This window comes from Agrobacterium sp. 16-2014-1-2a, from assembly GCF_053522705.1.
This window is the reverse complement of the sequence record NZ_JBNWBX010000007.1, coordinates 44,557-70,274: the sequence shown is the minus strand read 5'-3', so window position 1 is coordinate 70,274 and position 25,718 is coordinate 44,557. Positions and strand designations below refer to the sequence as shown.

The 25,718-nt window shown below is 58.1% G+C and carries 21 protein-coding genes; 11 read left to right on the top strand and 10 right to left on the bottom strand.

Annotated features, from left to right (window positions below):
* Window positions 1–12: 12 nt before the first annotated feature.
* The 5 genes from ACQZ45_RS19630 to ACQZ45_RS19610 are packed head-to-tail and all read right to left on the bottom strand — an operon-like array spanning window position 13 to window position 5,356.
* Window positions 13–1,542, bottom strand: coding sequence for an extracellular solute-binding protein (locus tag ACQZ45_RS19630; RefSeq protein WP_448742517.1), 1,530 nt, complete (start codon window positions 1,540–1,542; stop codon window positions 13–15).
* Between the two features lie 60 nt (window positions 1,543–1,602).
* Complete coding sequence (locus tag ACQZ45_RS19625; RefSeq protein ID WP_003517572.1) at window positions 1,603–2,484, bottom strand: carbohydrate ABC transporter permease; 882 nt, start codon at window positions 2,482–2,484, stop codon at window positions 1,603–1,605.
* A gap of 11 nt (window positions 2,485–2,495) precedes the next feature.
* Window positions 2,496–3,425, bottom strand: a complete 930-nt coding sequence (locus ACQZ45_RS19620) for an ABC transporter permease (protein ID WP_025596072.1) — start codon at window positions 3,423–3,425, stop codon at window positions 2,496–2,498.
* Entirely contained in the window at window positions 3,422–4,537 is a 1,116-nt protein-coding gene (locus ACQZ45_RS19615; RefSeq protein ID WP_025596073.1) for an ABC transporter ATP-binding protein, read from the bottom strand. The genes ACQZ45_RS19620 and ACQZ45_RS19615 overlap by 4 nt, the downstream gene beginning before the upstream one ends.
* 30 nt (window positions 4,538–4,567) lie before the next feature.
* A complete protein-coding gene (locus ACQZ45_RS19610) occupies window positions 4,568–5,356 on the bottom strand; it encodes a GntR family transcriptional regulator (protein WP_003517566.1) in 789 nt (262 codons plus the stop codon).
* A 365-nt stretch (window positions 5,357–5,721) separates the two neighbouring features.
* Here ACQZ45_RS19610 and ACQZ45_RS19605 point away from each other — a divergent pair, with 365 nt between their 5' ends.
* Window positions 5,722–7,044: an NAD(P)/FAD-dependent oxidoreductase gene (locus ACQZ45_RS19605; RefSeq protein WP_111782656.1), complete on the top strand. Its 1,323-nt coding sequence runs from the start codon at window positions 5,722–5,724 to the stop codon at window positions 7,042–7,044.
* A gap of 15 nt (window positions 7,045–7,059) precedes the next feature.
* Window positions 7,060–7,761: an SDR family NAD(P)-dependent oxidoreductase gene (locus ACQZ45_RS19600; protein ID WP_019566339.1), complete on the top strand. Its 702-nt coding sequence runs from the start codon at window positions 7,060–7,062 to the stop codon at window positions 7,759–7,761.
* Here the strand turns inward: ACQZ45_RS19600 and ACQZ45_RS19595 are convergent.
* Window positions 7,755–8,525 (bottom strand): IclR family transcriptional regulator, encoded by a 771-nt coding sequence (locus tag ACQZ45_RS19595; RefSeq protein WP_019566338.1) that lies wholly within the window; start codon window positions 8,523–8,525, stop codon window positions 7,755–7,757. The genes ACQZ45_RS19600 and ACQZ45_RS19595 overlap by 7 nt on opposite strands.
* Window positions 8,526–8,700: 175 nt before the next feature.
* On the opposite strand from ACQZ45_RS19595, the gene ACQZ45_RS19590 reads away from it, so the two are divergent.
* The 7 genes from ACQZ45_RS19590 to ACQZ45_RS19560 are packed head-to-tail and all read left to right on the top strand — an operon-like array spanning window position 8,701 to window position 15,983.
* On the top strand, window positions 8,701–9,534 hold the full coding sequence (locus tag ACQZ45_RS19590) for a transporter substrate-binding domain-containing protein (protein WP_013761261.1): 834 nt from the start codon (window positions 8,701–8,703) through the stop codon (window positions 9,532–9,534).
* An 18-nt stretch (window positions 9,535–9,552) separates the two neighbouring features.
* A complete protein-coding gene (locus ACQZ45_RS19585; RefSeq protein WP_003517557.1) occupies window positions 9,553–10,269 on the top strand; it encodes an amino acid ABC transporter permease in 717 nt (238 codons plus the stop codon).
* A 2-nt stretch (window positions 10,270–10,271) separates the two neighbouring features.
* Window positions 10,272–11,084 carry an amino acid ABC transporter permease gene (locus tag ACQZ45_RS19580; RefSeq protein ID WP_065688948.1) on the top strand — a complete coding sequence of 271 codons (813 nt, stop codon included), beginning with the start codon at window positions 10,272–10,274 and terminating at the stop codon, window positions 11,082–11,084.
* The gene (locus tag ACQZ45_RS19575) at window positions 11,081–11,827 is read left to right on the top strand and encodes an amino acid ABC transporter ATP-binding protein (protein WP_065688949.1); all 747 of its coding nucleotides are present in this window, start codon (window positions 11,081–11,083) and stop codon (window positions 11,825–11,827) included. The genes ACQZ45_RS19580 and ACQZ45_RS19575 overlap by 4 nt, the downstream gene beginning before the upstream one ends.
* 45 nt (window positions 11,828–11,872) lie before the next feature.
* The gene (locus ACQZ45_RS19570) at window positions 11,873–13,189 is read left to right on the top strand and encodes an NAD(P)/FAD-dependent oxidoreductase (protein ID WP_111782658.1); all 1,317 of its coding nucleotides are present in this window, start codon (window positions 11,873–11,875) and stop codon (window positions 13,187–13,189) included.
* Between the two features lies 1 nt (window position 13,190).
* Window positions 13,191–14,651 carry an aspartate ammonia-lyase gene (locus ACQZ45_RS19565; RefSeq protein WP_111782659.1) on the top strand — a complete coding sequence of 487 codons (1,461 nt, stop codon included), beginning with the start codon at window positions 13,191–13,193 and terminating at the stop codon, window positions 14,649–14,651.
* 3 nt (window positions 14,652–14,654) lie between these two features.
* Window positions 14,655–15,983 carry an NAD(P)/FAD-dependent oxidoreductase gene (locus ACQZ45_RS19560; RefSeq protein ID WP_448742499.1) on the top strand — a complete coding sequence of 443 codons (1,329 nt, stop codon included), beginning with the start codon at window positions 14,655–14,657 and terminating at the stop codon, window positions 15,981–15,983.
* 171 nt (window positions 15,984–16,154) lie between these two features.
* On the opposite strand, the gene ACQZ45_RS19555 is transcribed toward ACQZ45_RS19560, so the two are convergent.
* The 4 genes from ACQZ45_RS19555 to ACQZ45_RS19540 all read right to left on the bottom strand — a co-directional run bounded on the left by ACQZ45_RS19555 (window position 16,155) and on the right by ACQZ45_RS19540 (window position 21,438).
* Complete coding sequence (locus ACQZ45_RS19555; protein ID WP_111782701.1) at window positions 16,155–17,978, bottom strand: ABC transporter ATP-binding protein; 1,824 nt, start codon at window positions 17,976–17,978, stop codon at window positions 16,155–16,157.
* Between the two features lie 17 nt (window positions 17,979–17,995).
* Complete coding sequence (locus ACQZ45_RS19550; RefSeq protein WP_035199211.1) at window positions 17,996–18,838, bottom strand: ABC transporter permease; 843 nt, start codon at window positions 18,836–18,838, stop codon at window positions 17,996–17,998.
* Entirely contained in the window at window positions 18,835–19,782 is a 948-nt protein-coding gene (locus tag ACQZ45_RS19545; RefSeq protein WP_111782661.1) for an ABC transporter permease, read from the bottom strand. The genes ACQZ45_RS19550 and ACQZ45_RS19545 overlap by 4 nt, the downstream gene beginning before the upstream one ends.
* Window positions 19,783–19,908: 126 nt before the next feature.
* Entirely contained in the window at window positions 19,909–21,438 is a 1,530-nt protein-coding gene (locus ACQZ45_RS19540; RefSeq protein ID WP_448742498.1) for an ABC transporter substrate-binding protein, read from the bottom strand.
* A 476-nt stretch (window positions 21,439–21,914) separates the two neighbouring features.
* On the opposite strand from ACQZ45_RS19540, the gene ACQZ45_RS19535 reads away from it, so the two are divergent.
* Both ACQZ45_RS19535 and ACQZ45_RS19530 read left to right on the top strand, forming a co-directional pair.
* Entirely contained in the window at window positions 21,915–23,966 is a 2,052-nt protein-coding gene (locus ACQZ45_RS19535) for a hydantoinase/oxoprolinase family protein (protein ID WP_448742497.1), read from the top strand.
* Window positions 23,963–25,615 carry a hydantoinase B/oxoprolinase family protein gene (locus ACQZ45_RS19530; protein ID WP_236736259.1) on the top strand — a complete coding sequence of 551 codons (1,653 nt, stop codon included), beginning with the start codon at window positions 23,963–23,965 and terminating at the stop codon, window positions 25,613–25,615. Before ACQZ45_RS19535 ends, ACQZ45_RS19530 begins: the two co-directional genes overlap by 4 nt.
* Window positions 25,616–25,718: the final 103 nt, after the last annotated feature.

Below are 25,718 nucleotides of genomic sequence, written 5' to 3'. Positions count from 1 at the left end.
ACGGTCGAAGGTTTATTGCGCGGCCTTGTACTGGCGGTCATAGGCCGATTGCATCATCTTGATGACCTCGTCGTAACCGAGTGCCGTGAGGCGCTTCTTGTAGGCATCCCAGCCGGCATCGACGTCCTGGGCACCCAGTATCCAGGTCTGCTGCATCTCGGTCATGTAGGTGAGGATGCTTGGCCAGTAGCGGTCGAATGTCGCCTTTTCCTCTGCGTTCAGGGAAACGCCCATGAACTCATCCTTGAGGCAGTTGCACTTGTCGTACATATCGATGCCTTCAAGCGCGATCTTGTTTGTCCACTGGCGCTCATATTCGTAGTCCATCCAGTATCCGCGCGGGATCGCCGCACCGACCGCCCACAACTGGGCATTCACCGGGTCCTTGTTGTCGAGGATTTCCTTCTTGAATTGCGGCTTGCCATCGACCATCTCGTAGGTCAGGCCTTCGACGCCGAAATTCGACAGGATGCGCCCCTGTTGAGAGAACCAGAAATCGAAATACTTGATTGTTTCGACCGGGTGTTCGTTGGTCGCCGAAATAGCCCAGCCGACGGGCTGGACACGCAGCCGACGGGAATCCTCAAACCGTTGGCCCGAGACCGTCTTTGGCGGCAGCATCGGCTTTAGCGCGAAACCGTTGATCTTTGGCGACAGGGCGTCGTTGTAGGTCGAGGTACTGGCGAACCAGTCATGCGTCATGCCGCCGAGATTGTTGCCCAGCAGATATTCACGCGAGCGAGCACCGCGGGTGAAAATCTCCTTGTCGATCAGGCCTTCCTTGTACCATTTGGCCACGTTGGAAATCCCGGTCTTGTAGTTTTCCTCCGCCCAGGGATGACGAATTTGTCCGTCATAAACGGCAAAGTCGCCATAACGCTCGGATCCGGACACGCGCGCATCCCACAGATTGATAAGGCGGACCGCATCGATTTCCTCACGGGCAAAGTAGGGAACTTCATCCTTGAGACCGTTGCCGTTCGGGTCCTTGTCACGGAAGGCTTTCAGAACTTCGTAGACCTCTTCCGGTGTTTCCGGCTGCTTCAGCCCAAGCTTGTCGAGCCAATCCTGGCGGATGAACCAACCGCGCGAGAACTTGCCATCAGGGACGTAAGGGATGAAATAGAGCTTGCCGTCCGGTCCGGAGATGGCGTTGCGGATTTCCTTGTGGCTGTCGAAGAATGCCTTGAGGTTGGGGGCGTTTTCCTCGATCAGGTCATCGAGTGGAATGAATGCGCCCTCCAACCCGTAGCGAATGAAGTCTTCCTTCAGCCCGCCCGTGGCGTCGCCGCCGACGATGTCGGGAAGGTTGCCCGAGGCGATCAGAAGGTTGAATGCATCGCGGCTGCTGGTGGTCGCCAGCGACGCCACGTTGCGGACATGAATGTTGGTGATCTCGGCGGCCTTTTGCTCCACCGGCCATTTTTCCGAGTAGACGTATTTGTCCCGGAAGTGGAAGTGGATCGTAAGCTCCAGCGGATCCTTGGAAATTTTCCCTGAATCCTGCGCCGATGCCGGCAAGGCCAGGGTTGCGGCTGTCATCAACGCCAGTAGGGGCGTGCCTTTTCGTAGTGCTCTCACAGGTTCTCCTCCCTTGTGCTGCTACTCTTTGACTCCGCCCAGCAGAATTCCTTTGGTGAAATACTTCTGCGCGTAGGGGTAAATGATGAGGACGGGAATGATGGAAGCGATCATGATCGCGGATGTTACCGTCTCGAACGAATAGTGGGCGGTGAGCAGGCTCGATGCGAATTCGTCATTCGAGTTAAGATCGACGATCACGCGCTTCAGATAGACCTGAAGCGGGATCTTCTCCTCGCCGCGCAGCAAGACCATCGCCCAGAAGTAACCGTTCCACCGCGAAACGATGCAGAACAGCGCAACGGTGACGATTGCGGGCTTGGAAAGCGGAATGAACACCTTCCACAGCAGCTGCAACTCGCTTGCACCGTCCATTTTGGCGGCTTCTTCGAAGGACTTTGGCACCGCTTCGAAGAAGTTGCGCAGCAGAATGACGTTGAAGGCGTTTGCCGCAAATCCGAGGATGATGCCGAAGCGGCTGTCGAGAAGTCCAAGATCACGCATGTTCAGAAAGAAAGGGATCATGCCGGCGTTGAACCACAGCGTAAAAGCGATGGCGATGTTGAAGAAAGTGCGGCCGCGCAGGCGTTTGCGCGAAAGGGCGTAGGCTCCGGGGATCATGATCAGCAGGCTCATCAGCGTGCCGCCGAAGGTGTAGATGAACGTGTTGCCATAGGCGACCCAGAACATCCTGTCGGACAATACCCTGTCGTAAGCGGCAAGGGTCACATCAACCGGCCATAGCGTGACACGGCCAGCCGTGACGGCGGCCCCCGAAGATAGCGAGACCGAAAGCACATAGATGAAGGGATAAAGCGTCGACAGAACGAACAGACCCAGAAGAATGGCATTTGCCCAGCCAAAAATCCTGTCGCCGCGGGAATAAAGATTGAAGTTTGCCATCTTTCAGCTCCTCACCAAAGCGATGTCGACGAGACTTTTCGGCTGATGCGATTTGCCGAATAGACGAGGACGAAAGCGATAACCGCATTGAACAGTCCGGCGGCCGTCGCGAGATCGTATTGGGTACCCTGCAAGCCGGTGCGGTAAATGAAGGTGGAAACGACATCTGCCGTCTCATAGGTGGATGGCCGATAGAGCAGAATGATATATTCGAACCCGACCTCGACCAGATTGCCGATGCGGATGATCAGCATGATCACGATTGTCGGCAGGATGCAGGGCAGGGTGATCCGCCACATCATTTGCCAGCGCGATGCCCCGTCCACACGGGCAGATTCATAAAGCGTCGGGCTCACGCCAGCGATGGCGGCGAGATAGACGATGGATTCGAAGCCCGCTTCCTTCCAGACCGACGAGCCGATATAAATCGGACGAAACCATTCCGGCTGGGTCAGGAAGTATATCGGCTCGAATCCAAGGCCTTTCAGCAGAAGATTGACGATGCCTATCGACGGCGACAGGAAGTTGATGACGATGCCGGCCACGATCACCACCGAAATGAAATGCGGTAGGTAAACGATCGTCTGGGCCCAGCTTCGGGCAACTCTGTTTTGAACCTCGTTGAACATCAAGGCCAGGATGATCGGTACCGGAAACGCGAAGATCAGGCCGAGAGCGCTGATCTTTAGGGTGTTCCAGAAGGCGCGGATGAACATGTCATTGTGAAAGAGCTCCGCGAAGTTTTCAAAACCGACCCATGGGCTCTTTGCAATGCCGCGAAAAATCGAGAAGTCCTGAAACGCGATGACCAGCCCGTACATGGGCTTATAGAGAAAGACGGCGAACCAGATAATCATCGGAGCGAGAAGTAGGTAGAGCTGCCAGTCGCGGCGAACATCTTCCTGGAGATCGTGAAGGCGTTCCTGAAAACCCTTTTTCATGGTCGCGCCCCGCTTGGGGTTTTCAGCGACCTTCCGGTTGCCGCATCGAAGACATGGATGCGTGTGATATCGATGCCAAGTCGGGTGACGCCGTTGAGAGTATGATCGCCGTAAAGTGTTTCCGCCTTGGCGATAAATGGCTGGCCATCAGCCCTGCCGTGGAGCAGAGCCTCCGCGCCCAAGGGCTCCACGAGGTCGATGCTGCAATTGAGGTTTTCACGACTGTCTTCGGTCTCTACCGACATGATTTCGGGTCGCAGGCCGAGTTTGACCTGCTGCCCTTCCGTCGCATTTTTCGCAAATGCTTCCGGGACGCTGAAGCGTTGTCCGGCACTACCCGTGATTTTGACCTTTACGGTGCCATCCTGCTTTTCAATCGTCCCGTCCAGAAGGTTCATGGGCGGTGAGCCGATAAAACTTGCGACGAACGTGTTGGCCGGTTCGAGGAAAACCTCCATCGGCGAACCGACCTGCTCGATATGGCCGCCATTCATGATGACGATGCGGTCCGCAAGTGTCATTGCCTCGACCTGATCGTGCGTCACGTAGATGCTGGTGGCGTTCATCCGCTTGTGCAGCAGTTTAATCTCGGCCCGCATGTGGGTGCGCAGCTTTGCGTCGAGGTTCGAGAGAGGTTCGTCGAACAGGAAGATTTTCGGCCTGCGCACGATGGCACGACCCATGGCGACGCGTTGGCGCTGGCCACCGGAAAGATCCGCCGGCTTGCGGCCCAGATATTCGGTGAGCCCGAGGATCTGTGCAGCTTCTGCCACCGCCTTGTCGATAACCGCTCGCTTTTCGCCCCTGACTCGCAGGCCAAAAGCGATGTTATCGGCCACGCTCAGATGCGGATAAAGCGCGTAGTTCTGAAAAACCATCGCGACATCGCGGTCTTTGGGCGCGATCTTGTTGACCACTCGGCCGTCCATTGAAACGGTGCCGTCCGAAATGTCTTCCAGCCCGGCGAGCATGCGCAGCGTGGTGGACTTTCCGCATCCCGAAGGACCTACGAGGACAACGAATTCCTGCGGCTGTATGGAAAGATTGATACCGTGGACGACTTCAAGGGCACCATAGCGCTTGACGACGTCGTTGATTTGAACTGCGGACATGAAAGGCCCCTCCTCAAAAGCCTTGAATGTTCAGTCAGGCGTCTTCTGCCCCCGTGAAGCGCGCTTCCTCGTGACGCGCGTGTTGACCTGCTCGATGAAGGTCCAGATCTTCGGGTTCTTGGAGAGTTCTGCGATTTTGGTTTCGAGTGATCCGAGGTGGCGCTGTACGGCCTCTCTTGCGGCTTCGACATCGCCGGATTCGATTGAGTTCACGATTGCTTCGTGCTCTTCGATAACCTTCTCGGTGCGACGGACTGCAAAAACGCGCTTCAGGTGCCGCATTCGGTCCATTTCGCCTTTCGCCTGATTTACCACGCTCCAGGCTCCAGGAAGGCGAGCTGCCGAAAAGATCGTGCGGTGGAATTCCTCGTCGAGCAGGAAAAAGTTGGTGAATTCCTCATCCGCGGCAGCAGTGCGCTGCTGCGACAGACAGGTTTTCAGCCGTGCGATGTCTTCCAGCGAATGCCGCTTGGTTGCTTCGATCACAGCGCCTTCTTCCAGCTTGAATCGGATGAAACAGGCCTCCATGTACCGCTGAACGTCGATCGGCGAGATGTAGGTGCCACCTTGCGGCACGACAGTCACGAAACCTTCTTCGGAAAGGCGAATGATCGCCTCGCGGACGGGCGTTTTGCTGACATGCAGCAGTGTCGCGATCTCCTTTTCCGACAGCGCCCGCCCTGGGAGCAGCTTCACCTCGACAATCAGTTTGCGAAGTAAGGCATGGATCCTGTTGGTCATGTTTCCGTCAGCCGGCAGGTCTTGCGGGGTGACGAGTTCGGATAGCGGTAACGATGGGAATTCAAGGGTAACAGACATATCAAATGCCTAACTGATATATTAGAATGGAAAGTGACATATCTTTTGATTTTCCGCGAGTCAAGCCCTGGGCAGTCTCGAGTTGGCGGTTAAATAATCGGTTCCGACCTCAATGTGTCCGGCAGTGGCCGGTGTTGTCTCGGCAATCTGGCGATTTATGCTTGCCGCTCGTCTCACGGCAAAAAATCACTATATGAAAAAACATCGCCGTGGCGGTCGTAATGTGAGATCGCGATTGACGATTTGCTGTAAAATCTGGCACGCATAGAAAATCAGCAGTGCTCATCTGTAATCCATGTCGAGACATCTTTTCCCGGAACTGTGCCGTTCCCGGATTACTTCCGTGTGCCTTGAGGAGAACGAATTTGGGAAAATTTTCACCTTTTGACCAAACCTTGTGGTTTGCAACCGCAGCGCCCGCGCCGAAAACCGCGAGGCTTGAAGGCCGTGTCGATGTGGACGTCTGTGTCGTGGGCGCGGGATATACCGGACTGACGACGGCGCTGGAGCTGGCGCGCAGGGGCGTCAAGGTTGCTTTGGTCGAAGCGCAAGAGGCAGGTTTTGGCGGTTCGGGACGCAATGCCGGCCACTGCACCCCGACCTTCAGCTATTACAGCCTGCCGTCGCTCGGGAAAATTCTGGGCGAGCCCTGGGCGGAGCGCCTTATTCACCGCCAGACGCGGGCCAATGATCGCGTCGTCGAGATGATCTCGACCTACGGAATCGACTGCGAATGGGTCCAAAATGGTTATGTTATGGGCGCATTGCGTCCCGGCGCCATGTCCACGCTGCAGATGAAGTCTGATGCATATGCCGGCGCTGGCGCGCGCTGCCGGGTTATTGGAAGGGACGAGGTCGAAGCGTTGACAGGCAGCCCTCGTTTTTATGGCGCCTGGTATCACGAGGAGGGCGGTCATTTGAACCCGCTTTCATACGCACGTGGCCTTGCGCGCGCCGTTATCGCAGAGGGCGGGCAGGTGTTTACCGCGTCCCCGGTCGAGGATGTCCAGCCAGAGGCCGGGAAATGGTCCGTGCGAACGCCCCGGGGCACTGTGCTGGCTGAAAAGGTGATCTTCGCGACCGGCGCCTACACCGTCGGTGGCTGGAAAAACCTCGATAAAAGCTTCCGCATCAAGAAAGTGTTTCTCGCGGCCACCCAGCCGCTCGATCCGGAAACGCGCGCAAAAGTCCTGCCCCACAATACGACCATGCATGATGGGCGCGGCGATATCTATGTCTACAAATACAACCGTGAAGGTCGCATTGTTGCCTCCATGTTCCCCATGGGCCAGCGTGGCGCCGACCCTGACTATACCCGGCAGGTTCTCACAGACCGGCTGAAATTCCTTCATCCGCAGATCAGCGAGGAAATCCGTTGGGAATATTTCTGGTTCGGCGAACTGGACATGCAGATGCGCACTGTCCCGAGGCTTTATGATCTGGCGCCCGGCATCGTTGCCTGTACGGGACTTTCTGGCCGCGGCGTGCCAACCGGCTCCATGCTTGGCGGTGTCTTGTCAGAATGGGCGCTGGGCGTGCCGGACAAGGATCTCTCCCTGAAAATCGAACCGCTGCACAGGGCGCCGTTGCTGATGTCCTTCGCGCCCGGTCTGCGCCTTCGTTATTTTCGCATGCAGGAAAACCGTGCAACCAGCAAAGAAGGCGCCACCCTTCTCCCCCATGCCTGAGAAAGGAAAACCTATATGACCGACAGGAAAACCGTCCTCATTTCCGGAGGCAATCGCGGTATCGGTGCCGCCACCGGCAGGGCCTTTATGGAGGCCGGCTGGAAGGTCTCGCTTGGAATGCGCACGCCGCTACTGCCTGAATGGGCAGATCCAGCGTTAGTCCACGTGCAGGCCTATGACGCGCTCGCCCCGCAATCGCCTGTCGACTGGGCGGCTGCCGTTCTGGCACGGTTCGGGCGCATCGATGCTGTTGTTGCCAACGCCGGCGTCATGGTGCGCAAGACCGTGGTGGAAGCGACTGACGAGGAGTTCGCCTCATTGATGGACGTCAACGTCAATGGCCCGCGGCGCCTTGTGCAGGCCTGCTGGGATCCGCTAATCGCGTCCGGAGCAGGTCGCGTGGCGATTGTCGCCTCGCTATCGGGGAAAAGGGTCAAATCGGCAGTGTCTGGCGCCTACTCGGTCTCGAAATTCGCAGCCCTTGGCCTGTCGCATGCAATCCGTCATGCCGGTTTCGACAAGGGTGTGAGGGCGACCGCCATATGTCCGGGTTTCGTTGCGACTGATATGGGGCTGCCTCTGGCAGGCGCGACGCCGTCGGACACCCTGACCCAACCTGAAGATATTGCCAGCTCCATCCTGCATGTCGTCAGTTTGCCGAACCGCGCGAGTGTTTCGGAATTCTGGGTCAACTGCCTGCTCGATGACAGCTATTGATCGACGATCGCCGAGATTTCGTCCTTTAGCAGCATCGCATATTGCTCTAGTGTGCCGGGCTCCAGCTTGGCACTTAAAAGTGTGAAGCCAAGGGAAGCGTTTGGCGTTGTACCATCCGAAAAAATCGGCACGGAAACGCCGGCAATCCCGGGGATAAGCTCGCCGACGTCGATTGCATAACCGCGTTCGCGTGTTTCAGCGATCAGTCGGCGCACTTTGTCGGCGGTGAGATCGCGGTAGGCGGCATAGCGCTCGATATTGGCGCGGATGATGAATTCCTGTTCGTCCTCTTCGAGGAAGGCGAGCATGGCAATTGAGCCCGGACCGACGCCAAGCGGGACCGAACCACCGATCGAGCCGGTCAGTGTCGGCACCACGCATTCTCCGTCGCGTCTGTCGAGGCAAACGGAATCGTGGTTAAGCCGGGCCATCAGGTGGATGGTATCGCCGGTTCGGCGCCGAATGCGGGTCAACGCCATTTCGCAGCGGCTGATGATGCCAGGTCCACGTGCGGCGCGCGCACCGTAAATCGCCATACGCGCGCCCAGCCGGTAACAGCGCTTCCTGTCGTCACGGGCGAGGAGCTTGTGGCCGACCAGCGTGTTGAGGATGCGGTGGCAAGTAGCCGTGTTGAGTCCGGATCTGTTCGTCAGTTCCTTGAGCGTGACGCCTTGTACGCCGCCGTCTGCAACAAGATCGAGAAGAGCTACCGCTCGATCCAGAAGCTGCGCGCCACCAGAGGAGGATTGGGTGGATTTGGCCATACTGTCTCACATTATGAAAATAAAATCTCAATAACTTGTATAATGAGAAAACTGCGTATTCAATGACCAAAATTGAGCAGATTAAATAAGTGAATATTTTGTAGGCAGCTTGATTTTGAAGACGACCTGCGGGTTTCGAGAACGCCAGACCCGCTTGAACAAACAGGGGAACAAAATGAAGAAAAAAGCAGCAAACATTCTCGCAACTACCGCCCTGGCGGCCTTGGGCATGCTGGCGGCCAGTGCCGCGCTCGCCGGTACGCTTGATGACGTCAAGGCCCGCGACAAGCTGATCGTCGGCGTCAAGAACGATTATCCACCTTATGGGTATCTCAACGACAAGGGTGAGATCATCGGCTTCGAAGTCGAACTGGCGAAATACGTCGCCAAGGAACTTCTGGGGTCTTCAGACAAGATCGAATTTGTACCGGTCGTTGCCGCCAATCGTATCGAGTTCCTGACCGCTGGTCGTATCGATGCGATTTTCGCGACGCTTGGCGTCACGCCGGAGCGCGACAAGGTCATCGATTTCACCACCGCTTACGTATCGTCGCCAGGCCCGGCCGTCATGATGGCCAAAGAAGCGACCACCAGCAAATGGGAGGAACTGAAGGGTAAGCCGGTCTGCGGCATTCAGGGATCCTATTATAACAAGAAGATGACCGAGGAATTCGGAATCCAGCTTGTTGCCTTCAAGACCCAACCGGAGGCCATGCGCGCTTTGCGCGACAATCGTTGCGTGGGTTTTGTCTTCGACCAGATGACCCTTGACCTCAAGGTTCAGGAAGCGGACTGGAAAGGCTACAAGGTCGCCGTCCCCACCTATGAGTATCTGCCGATGGCAGGTGGTATCCGCGAAGGCGACAAGGCGTTCCAGGAGGCCGTGGACAAGGCCATCACCAAGGCGGAAGCCGAAGGCAAGATGATCGCCTGGGAAACCGAGTTCAATATTCCCCACGCCGATTACATTGCCGAGCGCGCCAAGGCTGCCAAAGCAAAACTGAACTGATAGGGTCTGGAGCAGCTATTGTTCGGTCTTGATTATTCCTGGCTTACGGATCCAGCCTATCAGCAATGGCTGCTCACCGGGGTCCTCAACACACTCAAGCTTGCGGCATTGTCATCCAGTGCCGCGATCATCATCGGCCTTCTCGGTGCGCTTGCGCTGACTTTGCGGATTTTCTGGCTGGATGCCATCATCGAGCTGTTCGTGGAGGTGTTCCGCAACACGCCGCCACTGCTGCAGATGCTTTTTGCCTATTTCACGCTGTCGACGCTGGGGCTGAAAGTTACCGATCCCTCCACCGGTCTGCAGATGCCGCTTCTGAGTGCATTCGCCTGCGCCTCGATTTCGCTCAGCCTGTTCGGCGGAGCGCTGGCCATCGAGGCTTTCAGGTCCGGCATCGAAACCATGCCGCGGTCGATCATAGAAGCGGCCCGGTCGCTCGGATACAGCCGGTGGTCGCGTTTCTGGAAAGTTGAGGCGCCGATTGCTGTGCGCATCAGCCTGCCGGCGATTACCAACATTCTCACCAACCTGTTCAAAACAACCTCTCAGGCTTCGGTCATTACGGTGCCGGAACTGATGTATTACGCCGGCCAGATCTACAACGACACGTTTCGCACACTCGAGGTCATGATCCTCGTGCTCGTCATCTATGTGGGGCTCGTATCCATCCTGACATTTGCAATGTCCAGGCTCGAAGCCTGGATGGCTTTCCCCGGTTATGGAAAGGGACACTGACCATGGTCTCCACCATGACTTACGAAAACAAGAAACGTGCCGTCCTGCTTTTCATCGCGCTTGCGGTGGCAATCTGGATTGCGATCGATGCACTCGCCGGCGGCGCGCAACACTGGAACCGCGTCGCCGTGCGCCTGCCACTGCTCCTGACAGGCTCCGGCTCCGGCTGGCCGATAAGTGGCGGCTTCATCCTCAACATCCTGCTGTCGATTGCCTCCATGGCGGTGGCGACTACCCTTGGCACCGTGATGGGTCTTGCGACGCTCGCAAAATCGCCCTTCATTCGCCTGCCGGCATTTTTCATCATGAATTTCCTGCGAAACTCGCCCTGGCTCGTCCTGCTTTTCGCGATGCTTTACATTCTGCCTTTCGAGATGAAGATCTTCGGCTTCGTCGTTCCTTTCCCGCCTTTCGTAAAGGCGGTCATCGGGCTGGCGTTACCGACGGCGGCAAACTTCTCCGAAGTCATTCGCGGGGCGGTGCAGTCGATCCATAGCGGTCAATGGGAGGCGTCCCGTTCGCTCGGTTACACCCAGCTGCAGATCTATCGTTACGTCATCCTTCCCCAGGCCTTGCGCCGGATGATACCTGGCTGGATGAACCTCTATGCCCTGCTGATGATTGCAACGGCGCTTGCCACGGTCACGGGTATTCAGGACGTTTTGACCATCCTCAACACCTCACTGGCGATGGAGAGCGAACGGGCGCTCGTCTATTTTTATCTGACCATCCTCTTCCTGTTTTTTGCCTATTGCTACCCGATCGCGATCTTCGCGCGGCGCCTGGAGCATGCGGTTAAAGGAGACAATCTATGAACCGCTCCAACGCCCTGATCGAGATCGATGGCATCCGAAAATCTTTCGGCACGTTCGAGGTCCTGAAAGGAATTTCCCTCAGCGTCGGCAAGGGGGAGGCTGTCTGCATCATCGGACCGTCCGGTTCCGGAAAGTCGACCATTTTGCGCTGCATCAACGGCCTGATTCCGGTCAATGAGGGTTTTATCCGGGTGGGAAATCACAAGGTGCACGAGATGCGCACCGAGAAGGCAATGCGGCCATTGCGCCACCAGGTGGCAATGGTGTTCCAGCAGTACAATCTCTTTCCGCATCGCACCGCCCTGGAAAACATCATGATGGCGCCGATCCAAGTGCTCGGCCATGACAAGGCAGAGGTCGCGGATCGCGCCCGGAAGCTTCTCGCCAAGGTGCGCCTGTCGGAAAAGGCCGACAGCTATCCTGGCCAGCTTTCCGGCGGCCAGCAGCAACGCGTGGCTATTGCCCGCGCGCTTGCCATGCAGCCGGAAGTCATTCTTTTCGATGAGGTGACTGCCGCCCTGGACCCGGAAACGGTCAAGGAGGTTCTTCTTACGATCCGCGAGCTTGTTGAGGAAGGGCTGACCTGTGTCCTCGTCACCCACGAAATGAAATTCGCGCGTGAGGTTTCACACCGCGTCTGCTTCACCGACCGGGGGTTGATTGTTGAAAGTGCCCCACCCGTCGAGCTGTTCGACCATCCAAAAGATCCGCGCACACGCGAATTTCTTGGCCAGGTTCTGTGATTGCCCAAAACTCCTGAAAGGCGGGCCTTAGTGGCCCGGTATGCAATGCGTAAGTTTGACGATATCTACGCCGCCGATTTCAAGGAAGCTCCCTATTGGTGGGAGGAGGCGGAGCCGGAGACCAATCTCGATCCCGTTCCCGAGTATGCCGACGTCGTGGTGGTCGGCTCCGGCTATGCCGGTCTTACTGCCGCAACCCACCTTGCGCGTGCCGGACGCTCCGTTGTCGTGCTGGACAGTGACCGGCTCGGTTCCGGCTGCTCGACGAGGTCCGGCGGAATGGTGTCCAGCGGACAGAAGCTCGTCGTTGGAGGCGCGATCAAGGGAATTGACCCGGAGTTGATCAACCGGCTTATCGGCGAAAGTAACGAAAGCTTCGAATATCTGAAAATGTTAATCGACACGGAGAAGCTCGATGCCGGGCTGAAGCTGACTGGTCGCTTCTTTGGCGCCCACACCGCCACAGACTACGTGACGCTGAAGCGCCACGGTGCTCTGCTTGCCGAAAAGACCGGAGTGAAGGTCAGCTTCCTTGATCGAGATCAGCAGCGTGCGGCCATCGGTTCGGATTATTATCACGGGGGTATGCTGATAGATGACTATGGCGGCCTGCATCCGGGACTTTACCACAAGGCGCTGCGCGGGCGGGCCAAGGCTGCCGGTGTGGTGCTGCGTTCCCACGCCCGTGCCGGCGTCGTTGAGGACGGGCCAAACCGCGACAAGATTGTGCCAACAGCGCGTGGGACGATCCGCACGAAGGATGTGATCGTCGCGACCAATGGCTATACGGCGGATGATGCGACGCCGGAACTGGCGCGCCGGCTCGTGCCCGTAAAGAGCTATCAGATCGCTACCGAGCCGTTGCCGGCCGATCTGATGGCCGAGCTTATCCCGCAGGGCCGCATGATTTCGGACACCCGCCGGGATCTCATCTTCAGCCGGCCATCGACGGACGGGACACGGCTGCTGTTCGGTTCGCGTCCGGGTGTGTTCGAAATGTCGGAAAGGCGCGCCGCAAAGCACATCTATGCCAGGATGCTCGCTGTTTGGCCCCAGCTCGCTGGCGTCAAGATCACCCATTCCTGGGTCGGAAGTGTCGCCATGACGGTTGACAAGCTCGCTCATATCGGTGAGCGCGATGGTGCGAATTTTGCGGTGGGATGCAATGGCAACGGTGTCGCGCTGATGACCTATCTCGGTTATCAGACGGCGCGAAAGATCCTGGGCGAGCAAAACGCCAAATCGGCGTTCGACCGGCAAAAATTCACCGCCGTTCCTTTCTATTCCGGCAAGCCATGGTTCCTGCCTGCCTTTACCGGATGGTATCGTCTGCGCGATTTCCTCGACCGGCCGGGGCGTTGAGATGGATGAAGGGCAAGAGGAAATGCGCCTGGAAGAAGATGCGCTCGGAACACGGCTGATGCCGGCCGCCTTGGCCTATGGCATCCAGACGGCGCGCGCGGTCGAGAATTTCTCGATTTCCGGCCGGACGATCGCCGATATCGAAGGCTTCATCCCGGCGATTATTGCCATAAAGCAGGCTGCCGCACGGGCCAATTGCAGGGCCGGCGACCTTGATCCGCAGATCGCCGGGGCAATCGAAATGGCTGCGAGCGAACACGCCGTAATGCCAGGCAGGCAGGATTTTCCTGTCGATATCTATCATGGCGGCGGCGGCACTGCGGCCAATATGAATGTCAACGAGGTCCTGGCCAACAGGGCAAGTGAAATTCTGACCGGCAGGAAGGGACAGGATCCCGTTCATGCCAATACCCATGTCAACATGGCGCAATCCACTAACGATGTCATTCCCTCGGCAATGAAAATGGCGGTCGGGGGTGAACTGGCTGGCCTCCGCGCAGGTCTGGGCTCTCTCGTCGATGCTCTTCGGGTCAAGGAGAATGCCTTTCGCGACGTGGTCAAGCTTGGCCGAACCTGCTTGCAGGATGCGCTGCCTGTCACTTTCGGTCAGCAGTTTTCAGGTTATTCAGCCGCCTTTGAGCGACAGATGGCGGGGATGTCTGGTCTGGAAGACGTTTGTCTGCGGCTGCCGCTTGGCGCCACTGCCGTCGGCACTGCCTTTGGCGCCTCGCAAGCCTATCGCCGCTTCGTCTTCGAGGAATTGCAGGCACTGACCGGCAAATCTTATCAGCCGGAGGAGAATTTTTTTGATGCGCTGCAAAATGCCGACGATTGGGTGAGGATTTCAGCCGCATTGAAAGCAATAGCCCTGACCCTGTCGAAATTTGCGGCCGATCTGCGCCTGATGTCATCAGGACCGCGGGCGGGGCTTGCCGAGGTCACCCTTCCGGCGGTGCAGCCGGGTTCGTCGATCATGCCGGGCAAAGTCAATCCGGTTATGCCTGAAATGATGATGCAGGTCTCCTTCCGTGTGATCGGTAATGATGCCACAGTCACCCGCGCCGCCGAGGGTGAACTTGACCTCAATGTATGGGAATCGATCATTCTAGAAGCCATCAGCGAAAGCATTCGTTTGATGCGACGCGCGATCCCGCTTTTTGTCTCCCATTGTATCTCGGGGATAAACGTCAATACGGAGCGCGGCCTCAAAGATGCATCCGGATCGCTTGCCCTGTCGACAGCACTCGTGGCGATTTACGGCTATCCGGCGGCATCTGCCGTCGCCAAGCATGCGGCCACCAACGGCCTGTCCGTCCAGGAGGCTTCCGTGGCTTGTGGACTGATGACGCGAGCGGAGGCCGACCTGCTTTTTTCCGATGTTGCAGCATTCGCAGACCCAGACCGGACCGAGCAACGGATCGCCAGCTTCCGCAACCGCACGTCCACCCTCAACAGGCGCTAAAAAATGTCCAGAATAATTCCTGATGCCGTCTTGCCGTCGAAGACCCTGCCTGCGCACGTGGATGTCGTAGTTATCGGTGGCGGCATCATCGGCGTATCGACAGCGTTGTCGCTGGTCGAACGTGGCATCAGCGTTGCCGTCTGTGAAAAGGGGCTGATCGCTGGTGAGCAATCGTCTAGGAACTGGGGTTGGGTGCGCCAGATGGGGCGTGATCCGGCCGAGTTGCCGCTTTCCATGGAAAGCTTGAGGCTCTGGAGAGGCATGAACGAGCGGGTCGGCGCCGAAACCGGGTTGCGCCAGTGCGGCATTGCCTATCTGTGCGAGACGGACGCTGACGTCGCCTTTTACGAGGAGTGGCTCCAACATGCCGCCGCAGTGGGTCTCGACTCGCGCATTGTGCGCGGTGAGGCAATGCACGCGCTGGTGCCGGGCATGGGCAGGCAGTTCAAGGCCGTGATGCACACTCCGAGCGATTGCAAGGCCGAACCGTTCATGGCGGTTCCCGCCATGGCACGCGGTGCTGCCGCAAAGGGTGCCCATATCCTCACGGGCTGTGCGGTCCGGTCAATCGAACGCTCCGCCGGGAAGGTAAGCAGTGTGGTGACGGAACATGGCGAAATCCGCTGCTCTTCCGTCGTGCTGGCGGGTGGCGCCTGGTCCAGGCTTTTTGCAGGCAATATGGGACTTGATATTCCGATCCTCAAAATCCTCGGCAGCGTCGCGCGTCTGTCGGCTGTTGATGGCATGACGGATATGCCGGTGGGCGGTAACGATTTCGCCTTCCGTCGCCGTCATGATGGCGGCTTCACGGTAGCGCAGCGCAACGCGGATATCGCGCCCGTCACTCCGGATAGCTTCCGTCTGTTTGCCGACTACCTGCCGTCGCTCGTTAAAAACTGGCGGGCATTACGCTTGCGGACAGGCGGGCAGTTCCTGCGGGAAATGGCGATGCCCCACCAATGGAAAAGTGACGCTGTGACGCCGTTCGAGCAGATCCGCATTCTCGATCCCGTTCCGTCATCGAAGCTCATTTCCCAAGGTATCCACAAGTTGTCCAAGTCCTTCCCGGCATTTGCAAATGCCCGCATCACGGCTACCTGGGGCGGCCTCATGGATGTCACGCCGGATGCCGTTCCGGTGATCTCTGCTGCCAGTGCCATTCCCGGCCTTTATCTGGCCGTCGGATTTTCCGGCCATGGATTCGGTATCGGCCCCGGTGCCGGAGCGCTGACGGCTGATCTGGTGGCAGGCTCCAAGCCATGCGTCGATCCAGCACCTTTCCGTCTGGAGCGTTTCGGGCGACTGCACCGCTCGCTGGAGAATTTGCGGTAAGATTCTTAAAGATCAAGAGATGGCGCCCGGTGCGCGGTCCCGCTTCTGCGAGACGTGCTACAGGCGGGCTGATACTTGCCGCGCCGGTCATCCCGCAGACATCTTACTGCTCGGAAAACTTCCAGGTTTCCCGTCAGGTCGTCCAGGCTGATATGGAAGCGCAGGGCCAGATCAGGCCCACTCCTCATTCCACACCTGAACCATGTGGCCGGGTGTAACTTCGCGATATTCGCGGTTTGGCGGCGTGAAGGTTTTCGGCCGGATTGGGCTGCGCAACTCTGTATCAGCGAATTTGCGCCGCATATGCCTGCGTGAGGGATCTGGTAGCGGCACGGCCGATAGCAAGCGCCGGGTATAGGGATGTTGCGGATTGGAGAAAACAGCTTCGCGCGGTCCGGTCTCAACGATTTCGCCGAGATACATTACAGCTATGCGATGGCTCATGCGCTCGACAACTGCCATGTCGTGGGAAATGAACAGCAGGCCGAGTTTCAGTCGTTCCTGAAGGTCCAGTAACAAGTTTACCACCTGAGCCTTGACTGAAACGTCGAGTGCCGAAACCGCCTCATCGGCAATGATGAGTTCGGGTTGGAGCGCCAGCGCTCTTGCAATGCAAATGCGCTGGCGTTGCCCGCCGGAAAACTCATGCGGATAACGGGTCGCCATCGCCCCAGCCAGACCGACTTCGCCAAGCAGATCACGCGCAAGCTTTCGGGCATTGCGGGGCGTTTCCAACCCATGGATCAAAAGAGGCTCCGCGATGGCGTTTTCAACCGTTAGGCGGGGATTGAGGCTGGCGAATGGGTCCTGAAAAATCATCTGAACTTGACGGGACAGGTCCGATCTGGTGAAGGAGCCAACATCCGCGCCGTGGATATGGATTGAACCGGAATGCGGCCGGTTAAGCCCGGCCAGCAAGCGGCCAGTGGTCGATTTTCCGCAGCCCGATTCACCTACCAGCGCAAGTGTTTCACCCCGCGAGAGCGAAAAGCTGACATTTTCGACCGCATGCACGCGCGAGTGCACCATCCGGGTGAAGGCGGATCGCATCTCGAACCGCGCCGACAGGTTCCTGACATCGAGAAGCTTGCCACTCGCCGCGTCGATGGTATCGGGCCGCTTCTTCTGTGGCAGTGCCTGTCCTGTTTCCATGTCGATAATCGGGAAAGGACTGGGGCCATCTTCGCCGGCCGAACCGAGTTGCGGCACCGCGGAAAGCAGGGCGCGCGTATAGGGCTTTTGCGGGCTGGCAAAGACTTCTGATGTCGTGCCGGTCTCAATCTGGTCGCCACGATACATCACCAGCGTACGGTCGGCGATTTCAGCGACGACACCCATGTCATGGGTGATGAAAAGCACAGCGGTGCCTTCCTCTTCCTGCAGGGTTTTGATGAGGTCGAGGATCTGCGCCTGAATGGTGACGTCGAGCGCCGTGGTCGGTTCGTCGGCAATCAGAAGGGCGGGGCGACAGGCAAGTGCTATCGCAATCATCACGCGCTGGCGCATGCCTCCTGAAAACTGGTGCGGGTAATCGTCGATACGTTTGGCAGAGGAGGGAATCCGCACTTTCTCCATCAGTTTCAAAGTTTCCGTCCGTGCCACGCTTTTCGAAATACCGTTATGGGCAATCAGGGCTTCCGCGATCTGTTCCCCGACGGTCAGTACCGGATTGAGGCTCGTCATCGGTTCCTGGAAGATCATCGCCACCCGGTTGCCACGGATTTCACGCATGCGAGCAGGGGAAGCGCCGATCAGTTCTTCGTCGTCGAGCTTGATCGAGCCTTCGATGCGGCTCGTCTTTTCCGGCAGAAGCTGCATCACGGACAGTGCCGTAACACTCTTGCCGGAACCGCTTTCTCCAACGATCGCAAGTGTTTCACCAGCACGGATGTCTAGGTTCAGCTCGCGAACCACCGGGTTGAACGTGCCGTCGCGCAGGAATGAGACCTTGAGATTGCGGATGGAGAGGACAGGATGAGGCGTGGTTTCGGTCATTGTCACTTTTTCCTGTTTCATACGCCGCTCTTGCCGCCGCCCGCAAGGACGGCTCCTGCCGCCGAACGCGGATCGAGCCAGTCGCGCAGCAGATCGCAGACCCCGTTGAGCACGAGGATCATCACAACCAGCGCCAGACAGGGCCAGACAAGCAGCATGGGCTGATGAGCGATAGCCGCCCGGCCGGTTCCGATCATCAGCCCGAGTGAGGGCGAGGGAGGGACGACGCCGAGACCAAGGAAGGACAGGCCCGATTCAAGCACAACCGCCGCCGCCGTGACGAAGCTGGCCTGAACCAGAAGAGGTCCCATGATGTTGGGCAAAATGGTTTTCAACATGATGCGGATGTTACTGGCACCCATGGCCTGTACCGCCTCGACATAATCCTGCGAGCGAACGGTAAGCACGCTGGCATAGGCGATGCGGGTGAAGCCGGGAACGAACACTGCGGCAAGCACGGGGATCAGTGTCATCGGGCCTGGCCCATAAAGGGTTACGGCGAGCATGGCGAGGAGAAGCGGGGGGAAACAGAGCACGACATCCATGGCCCTGAGCGTCAGGATTTCCGGAAAACCTCGCATGTAACCACCGATAATGCCGAATGCGGTACCGATGACGCCCGAAAGGATGGAGGTCGAGAGGGCGATAAACAGCGAGATACGGATGCCGAAGACCAGCCGGGAGAGAATGTCGCGGCCCATTTCATCCTGCCCGAGCGGGAAAGCTGAAGATGGCCCGGCGAACCGCTGACCCATGGTCATCTTCAGGGGATCTGACAGGGGCAGTACTGGAGCAAGCAGGCATATCAGTGCGATGAGCGCGAGCAGCAGCGGCCAGACGAGACGAAGCGAGCGCGTCATTTGCGAATCCTCGGATCGGTGACACCGTAGACAATATCGACGATGAGGTTGAGCGTGATGAACAGGGCCGAAATGACCAGGATGACCGCAGTAACTGTGGGGTAGTCACGGGAATTGACGGCGCTGACCAGCATGCCGGACAAGCCTGGCCAGTTGAAGACATATTCCACCAGTACCGTGCCGCCGAACAGGCCGCCAAGATTGAGCGCGAAGACCGTGATGACCGGCATCAGCGCGTTGCGCAGCACGTGGCGGGCAATGATGCGCCGTTGCGGCAGACCCTTGGCGCGCGCGGTTCGGACATAATCCAGCGGCAGAACATCGAGCACTGAGGCACGCGCGATGCGCACGACGATCGCCGCAAGACCGAGCGCGATGGCGAAGGCGGGCATCGCCAGCAGGATCAGATGCTTGCCTGGGTCGTCTGAAATATTGACGTATCCACCGGCTGGCACCAGCTTCCACATCTGGGCAAAGACCAGAATTATCAATGTACCGGCGACGAAAACGGGAATGCCCTGGGTAAAACCGGCAAGAAAATTAGAGACGCGATCGAAACTACCGCCCTGTCGCAAGGCTGCGGCAACGCCGACCGGTACGCCGATGATCAAACTGAGGATCGCGGCGGCTGCGATCAGCTCAAGTGTACGCGGCAGGCGTTTGGCAATTTCGGGTGCGACCGGTGAACCGTCGATCATCGAGTTGCCGAGATCAAAGCGAATGAGGCCGGACATCCGATCGACATATTGCGTCAGTATCGGCCGGTCGAGGCCCAGATCGTTGCGCAACTGCGCAACCGAAGCCGCGTCGGGCGTCGAACCTTCTCCTGAAAGCAGCAGTTCAGCCGGATCGCCTGGCACCATATAAATGGAAAGAAAGACGAGGCTGGTAACGACCCAGAGCAGTGCCAGAGAAATGGCAATTCGCTGCAGGAACCAGAACATGAAGACCCTCCGGCAGTCAGCCATGCAACGTCAGCCTGAAAATACTTGCCTTTCAGGCCTCTTCCGCACGGAAGATGAGAAACGGATGCCCGGACGGGCGAGTGCCGACCGGGCTAATTCCAGATGTTACGACAGCGAAAGCTCGTCGAAAAGGCGACCGGAGAAGGGAGAAATCTGGTCCGGAAGCATATGGAAATTGTTGACGCGCTTCAGGTGGGCAAAGCCGGTGGCGCGGTAGGAAAGACCGCAAAAAGGCGTGTATTCGATGACGAGCTTGTCGACTTCGGCATATATCGCCTTGCGCTTTTCCAGGTCGAACTCCGCACGGCCCTTGGCGAGCAACTCGGTCAGGCCTGGAACCTCGAAATTGCGTGAGCGGAAGAAGGTCGGCGACAGCGTCGGGTCAATAAGGGCGCTTGTCGCATCCGGATCGAAGGTGTCGAGGCCGAGACCCTGAATGGCGAAATCGCCCTGGCCACGGTTACCCATGGTAACGCGGGTGGACCAGTCGGGCATCGTCAGTGTCACGTTGATGCCGACTTCGGCCAGATGGCCCTGGACGATGACGGCGGTATCGCGGTGCATGCCGTACTGCGCGGTCGAGAGCAAATTGACGGTCACACCTTCTGCACCGGCCTCCTTAATCAGCGCCTTGGCACGGTCGGGGTCGTAGCTCTGCCCCTTGGCAAGTTCGGCGTTGTAGAACGGCGTCGCGGACGAGCGCGGCACGCCTTCGAGAACCGCGCCGCGCCCAAAGAACACGCCCTTGACGATCTCTTCGCGGCGAATGGCGAGGGAAACGGCGCGCCGCAGGCGCTGGTCCTTGAATGCACCAGCTCCGTTGAACGACAGGAACATGAATGCGCCTGTGGCAGCTGTCTCAAGCGCAACACTGGCGTCGTTGTCGAGCTGGTCCATTGCGCTCCACGGAACGTAATCGATCACATCGACATCGCCCGCAGTGATCGCTGCAACACGTAGGTTTTCGTCGGCGTAGGCTGTGACGCGAACCTTCTTGAAATGCGGCAAGCCGTCCTTGAAATAATGCGGGGAGGCTTCGAAATCGAGGCCTACGCCCTTTTCTGCATTGGCCAGCGTGAACGGGCCCGCGCCTATGCCATGGTCCTGTTTGTCGGTCGAACCCTTGGCGATGATCTGCAGGAAGGGGTTGGCGAAGAGCGCCGGCAGCGCCGCGTTCGGTGATTTCGTCAGGAGCTTGAAGGTGCGGTCATCGACAATCTCGACCTTTTCGACTTCGAGCATCGCATCACGGGTATAGGCACCGGAGCCCTCCGCCTTGATCTTCTCGATATTCCATTCGATGTCGGCCGAGGTGACGGGCTGGCCGTCGGAGAATTTAACATCCTTCAGCTTGATCACCCAGGCGCGGTCGCCTTCTTGGTCGAAGCTTTCGGCCAATTCACCCACAAGTTTGCCTTCTGGCGTGTAGGCCATGAGGAAACGGTTGATCAGCGAAGAAACGAGTTGGCCGGCATAGCCGACATTCACCCACGGTTTCAGATGAGCGGGATAGGTGGAAAGGCCGATGCGCAATGTGTCGGAAGGGGCCTGCGCAAAGGTTCTGGACGCTCCGATGGCAAATGCGGCACCTGAAGCGGCGGTCAATTTCAGAAGGGTACGGCGATCGAGTATCATGGTTAGTTCCCCATTATGTGTTGATACATGCTTGCCAGCCGGCGTGGACGATTTCGGCGCGCCACCTTTCCGGAAAAGTGTCGGTCCCGGTGGGCGTGATCTGGTCCCGTCGATATCGAAAACAATAAAGAGAGCCTTTTCCGGGTGTCAAGCGAAATTCCATTAATTAGTTCATTGGGAAATCTTTGTGTCAAATAACGGAATAAGAACCCAAATTTTTTAACGTCCGGCGTAATTTTGTCTTATAATCTAATTATAGGAATACCAGAAATATTCTGGTCGTAATAATGGAATTGAGATTGACAAGGGAATGAAGCCGATCATAGGGTCTGAACAACTGGCCCGGATTGCCCGGCAGCCGTTTCTCCGGGGCCGAAGGCTTGGCTTTCGCAGCGGGCGGCGCATGCAATCAAGGCAGTGTCGCACGACCTCCAGATGAGGCGTTGCCTTATGACATCCAGAAGAAGGAGCGAGCCATGGCATGGCGGATTGGCGTGGATTCCGGTGGTACTTTTACCGATGTTTGTCTGTTTGAGGATGAGACGGGCGAGGTGGTGATCTGGAAGGTTTCATCGACACCGGATGACCCTTCGCGCGGGATCACGCAGGGGGTGGCCGGTGGCATCGAGCGCGTAGGCATCAAGGCCGAGGACGTGTCTTATGTCGGTCACGGTACAACGGTTGCCACAAACGCGCTCATTCAGGGTCGTGGCGCAAAAACAGGGCTTCTGACGACCGGTGGTTTCCGCGATCTGCTGGAAATCGGCCGTCAGAAACGCCCGGACCTCTATGATCTCCAGGCAGATAAGCCTGAACTTCTGGTCGAGCGTCACCTGCGCTTCGGTATTGAAGAGCGTGTTTTGGCCACTGGCACTGTTGAAACACCACTGGACGAGACCGCATTGCGCGAAGCGGTGCGGGCTCTGAAGGCCGATGGCGTAAAGGCGGTCGCAGTCAATTTTCTGTATTCTTTCATGCACGCCGAGCATGAGAAGATCGCGGCCCGCATTCTGGAAGATGAGTTTCCTGAAGCCTTCCATTCGCTGTCACACCGTATCGCGCCGGAATTCCGTGAGTTCGAGCGATTGTCGACCACGGTCGTCAATGCCTATCTCGGCCCCGTCATGCAGGGTTATGTGAAATCGCTGTCCGGCAAGCTCACCGATCTCGGCATCACGGTTGCGCCGCAGCTCACCCAGTCGAATGGCGGCGTTATCGGCTTTGATACTGCTGCCGAAATGCCGGTACGCACGGTTCTGTCCGGTCCCTCGACCGGTGTTGTCGCTGCCCAGGCGGTTGGTCGCATGACCGGCATCGACAACCTCATCACGTTTGACATGGGCGGTACCAGCTCTGACGTTGCACTGCTTGCTGATGGTCAGTGCCGAGTGGTGAACGAGTCGGTGGTCCACGGTTATCCGATCAAGGCTCCGATGCTCGATATACACACGGTCGGGGCCGGTGGTGGCTCGATCGCCTATATCGATTCCGGCAATCACCTGAAAGTCGGTCCGCGTTCTGCAGGCGCCAATCCTGGTCCGGCCTGCTACGGCCTTGGCAATGACGAGCCGACGGTCACTGACGCCAATGTCGTACTTCAGACACAGAACCCGGAATATCTGCTCAACGGCCGAATGAAGATTGACCGTTCGCTGTCGGTAAAGGCCGTCGAGCGGCTTGCGGAAAAGCTCAATATGGGCGTTCTGGAAACCGCGAACGGCATTCTCGACATCGTGACGGCCAACATGGCCAAGGCCATTCGCGTGATTTCGGTCCAGCGTGGCCATGATCCGCGTGACTACGCGCTGGTCGCCTTCGGCGGAGCGGGTCCGGTGCATGCCGTGCGTCTGGCCCGTGAGTTGGGCATGAAGCGCATCGTCGTGCCGAAGACCCCGGGCGTCTTATGCGCTCTTGGCCTCTTGATGACGGATCTGAGAACGGACTTCTCGGCAACTGTCCTGCATCGTCTCGACCAGGTGGCGTCGGGAACGATCTCCACGCTGTATGATGGCATTTCTGCTCAAGCCAATGCCTGGTTCGAGCGTGAGAAAATCGCACCAGCCGCCCGCGTTGTCACCCGCACCGTCGATTGCCGCTACGCCGGCCAGAATTACGAGATCGCAGTCGCCTTGCCGGAAGGCCCGATCACCGAGGAAACCTTCCGCCTCGTCAAGGAGCGTTTCGAGCAGGCGCATCGCCAGCTCTATGGCTTCATCGCCGAAGGTGAGCCGGTGCAGCTTGTTACCTATCGTTTGGTCGCAAGCGGCGTCGTCGAAAAAGCAGCGTTCAAGGCCCGCGAGATGGAGGGCGAGGATTCCTCTGCTGCGATCTCCGGCAAGCGTGATGTCTGGATGGCCGAAGCCGGCGGTTTTACTGCGGCGACGCTCTATAACCGCGATCTTCTGAAACCCGGTAACGTCGTCGCCGGTCCTGCCATTATCGACCAGATGGATTCGACCACGGTTCTGCCGCCTGGATATGTCGCTACGGTCGATGCCTATCTCAACCTCATCGTGGAGGGAAAATGATGACGAATGCAGCCATCGCACAGAACCCTGCTGCAGCACTCAATCCGATAACTGTCGAGGTCATCGGCAGCGCATTTGCCTCCACCGTCGAGGAAATGGGAGAGGCGCTCGTTCGTGCCAGCTATTCCACCAATATCAAGGAACGCCGCGATTGCTCGACGGCACTGTTCGACGCCAGGGGGGCAATGCTTTGCCAGGCCGAACATATCCCGATGCATCTCGGCTCGTTTATCGGCTTTATTCCCTATATTCTGGAGCATGTCGGCGCGGATAGTCTTGCTCCTGGCGACGTGTTTATCGGCAACGACGCCTATGAGGGTGGCGGCACTCATCTGCCGGATATCGTTCTGGCGGAGCCGATTTTCCAGGACGGCAAGTTGATCGCCTGGGCGATCAATACAGCGCACCATTCCGACTTCGCAGATCGCGGCCATGCCCACATATATCAGGAAGGCCTGCGCATTCCCCCGGTTCGCCTCTATCGAAAGGGCATTCTTCAGGAAGACATCCAGAAGCTGTTTCTCCTGAACTGCCAGGTGCCGCATGAGCGAATGTCGGACCTGCGCGCCCAGATGGCAGCGAACCGCCTTGGCGTGACGCGCCTCAAGGAACTCTGCGACAAGTATTCCACCGGAACGGTTCTCGCTGCTGGTCGCGAACTGATGGACTATGCCGAACGCAAGATGCGCGCCGGCATCGCTTCCATTCCGGATGGCACCTACAGCTTTTCGGATATGTTCGATGCGGAATCGCTGCGGGACGAGCTCGAATTTTCGGTGACAATTACCGTCAAGGGTGACGAGATGCATCTTGACTTCGTCAGCCCGCCGCAGGTTCGCGCCGGTCTGAACGTGGTCTATACCGCGCTCCTTTCCACAGTCTATTATGCGGTGAAGACAGTTGTTGATCCAACCGTCCTGCCAAATGCCGGTCTGGCCCGGCCGATCCATGTGACGGCGAAAAAGGGTACATTGCTCAATTGCGCTCACCCGGCCGCAGTCGATGGCCGCATTGCCGCATGCCAGCGTGTGGTCGATCTCATCCATGGCGCACTCGCGAAGGTGGTTCCGCACCGCGTGACCGCTGCCTGCAACGGATCTGTCGCGGTTGCGAGCTTCTCTGGTACACGCGCGGACGGCAGCCTCTGGGTCTATCTCGAAACTATCGGCGGCGGCTTCGGGGCGCGGCATAACAAGGATGGCCTGGACGGCGTGCATGTCCACATGACAAATACGTCCAACCTGCCACTGGAATCGCTTGAAACCGAATATCCGCTAACGCTGGTTGCCTATGAATTGGTCGACGGTTCCGGTGGTGGCGGACAGTTCAGGGGTGGCATGGGTCTTCGCCGCGTGTATCGCGCAGAAGCAGATTGCCGGGTCTCCGTCGGTGGCTCCCGCTTCGTCTCGCGCCCCTGGGGTCTGGATGGTGGCCTTGCAGGTGGTCTTGGCTCCTTTACCATTCTCGGTGCGCCCGAGCGGCTGGTGAATGGTGCCGGCGACATCTTCAAGGGTGATATTCTCGAGATCGTAACCCCCGGTGCCGGTGGATATGGCGAGCCCTCCATGCGCGACCCGGCATCCATTGCAGCCGACGTCCGTGACGGACGCATTTCCTCCGAAGCGGCCAGATCCGTTTACGGGCTCTGATTTCCCAAGCTGGCCCGGTTTCCCTCCATAGGGAGCCGGGTCTTTTTTGGGCGAGCGGCTTGAGGTCCCAATTTTTTAACCCGCTTGACTACCCATGCCATAT

Bases quoted from the DNA above. Each gene is read 5' to 3' on its own strand.
- ACQZ45_RS19590 (WP_013761261.1), top strand. From the start codon at position 8,701: ATGAAGAAAAAAGCAGCAAACATTCTCGCAACTACCGCCCTGGCGGCC.
- ACQZ45_RS19565 (WP_111782659.1), top strand. From the start codon at position 13,191: ATGGATGAAGGGCAAGAGGAAATGCGCCTGGAAGAAGATGCGCTCGGA.
- ACQZ45_RS19630 (WP_448742517.1), bottom strand. From the start codon at position 1,542: ATGACAGCCGCAACCCTGGCCTTGCCGGCATCGGCGCAGGATTCAGGG.
- ACQZ45_RS19560 (WP_448742499.1), top strand. From the start codon at position 14,655: ATGTCCAGAATAATTCCTGATGCCGTCTTGCCGTCGAAGACCCTGCCT.
- ACQZ45_RS19545 (WP_111782661.1), bottom strand. From the start codon at position 19,782: ATGTTCTGGTTCCTGCAGCGAATTGCCATTTCTCTGGCACTGCTCTGG.
- ACQZ45_RS19550 (WP_035199211.1), bottom strand. From the start codon at position 18,838: ATGACGCGCTCGCTTCGTCTCGTCTGGCCGCTGCTGCTCGCGCTCATC.
- ACQZ45_RS19620 (WP_025596072.1), bottom strand. From the start codon at position 3,425: ATGAAAAAGGGTTTTCAGGAACGCCTTCACGATCTCCAGGAAGATGTT.
- ACQZ45_RS19570 (WP_111782658.1), top strand. From the start codon at position 11,873: ATGCGTAAGTTTGACGATATCTACGCCGCCGATTTCAAGGAAGCTCCC.
- ACQZ45_RS19610 (WP_003517566.1), bottom strand. From the start codon at position 5,356: ATGTCTGTTACCCTTGAATTCCCATCGTTACCGCTATCCGAACTCGTC.
- ACQZ45_RS19595 (WP_019566338.1), bottom strand. From the start codon at position 8,525: ATGGCCAAATCCACCCAATCCTCCTCTGGTGGCGCGCAGCTTCTGGAT.
- ACQZ45_RS19615 (WP_025596073.1), bottom strand. From the start codon at position 4,537: ATGTCCGCAGTTCAAATCAACGACGTCGTCAAGCGCTATGGTGCCCTT.
- ACQZ45_RS19580 (WP_065688948.1), top strand. From the start codon at position 10,272: ATGGTCTCCACCATGACTTACGAAAACAAGAAACGTGCCGTCCTGCTT.
- ACQZ45_RS19535 (WP_448742497.1), top strand. From the start codon at position 21,915: ATGGCATGGCGGATTGGCGTGGATTCCGGTGGTACTTTTACCGATGTT.
- ACQZ45_RS19555 (WP_111782701.1), bottom strand. From the start codon at position 17,978: ATGACCGAAACCACGCCTCATCCTGTCCTCTCCATCCGCAATCTCAAG.
- ACQZ45_RS19540 (WP_448742498.1), bottom strand. From the start codon at position 21,438: ATGATACTCGATCGCCGTACCCTTCTGAAATTGACCGCCGCTTCAGGT.
- ACQZ45_RS19575 (WP_065688949.1), top strand. From the start codon at position 11,081: ATGAACCGCTCCAACGCCCTGATCGAGATCGATGGCATCCGAAAATCT.
- ACQZ45_RS19600 (WP_019566339.1), top strand. From the start codon at position 7,060: ATGACCGACAGGAAAACCGTCCTCATTTCCGGAGGCAATCGCGGTATC.
- ACQZ45_RS19625 (WP_003517572.1), bottom strand. From the start codon at position 2,484: ATGGCAAACTTCAATCTTTATTCCCGCGGCGACAGGATTTTTGGCTGG.
- ACQZ45_RS19530 (WP_236736259.1), top strand. From the start codon at position 23,963: ATGATGACGAATGCAGCCATCGCACAGAACCCTGCTGCAGCACTCAAT.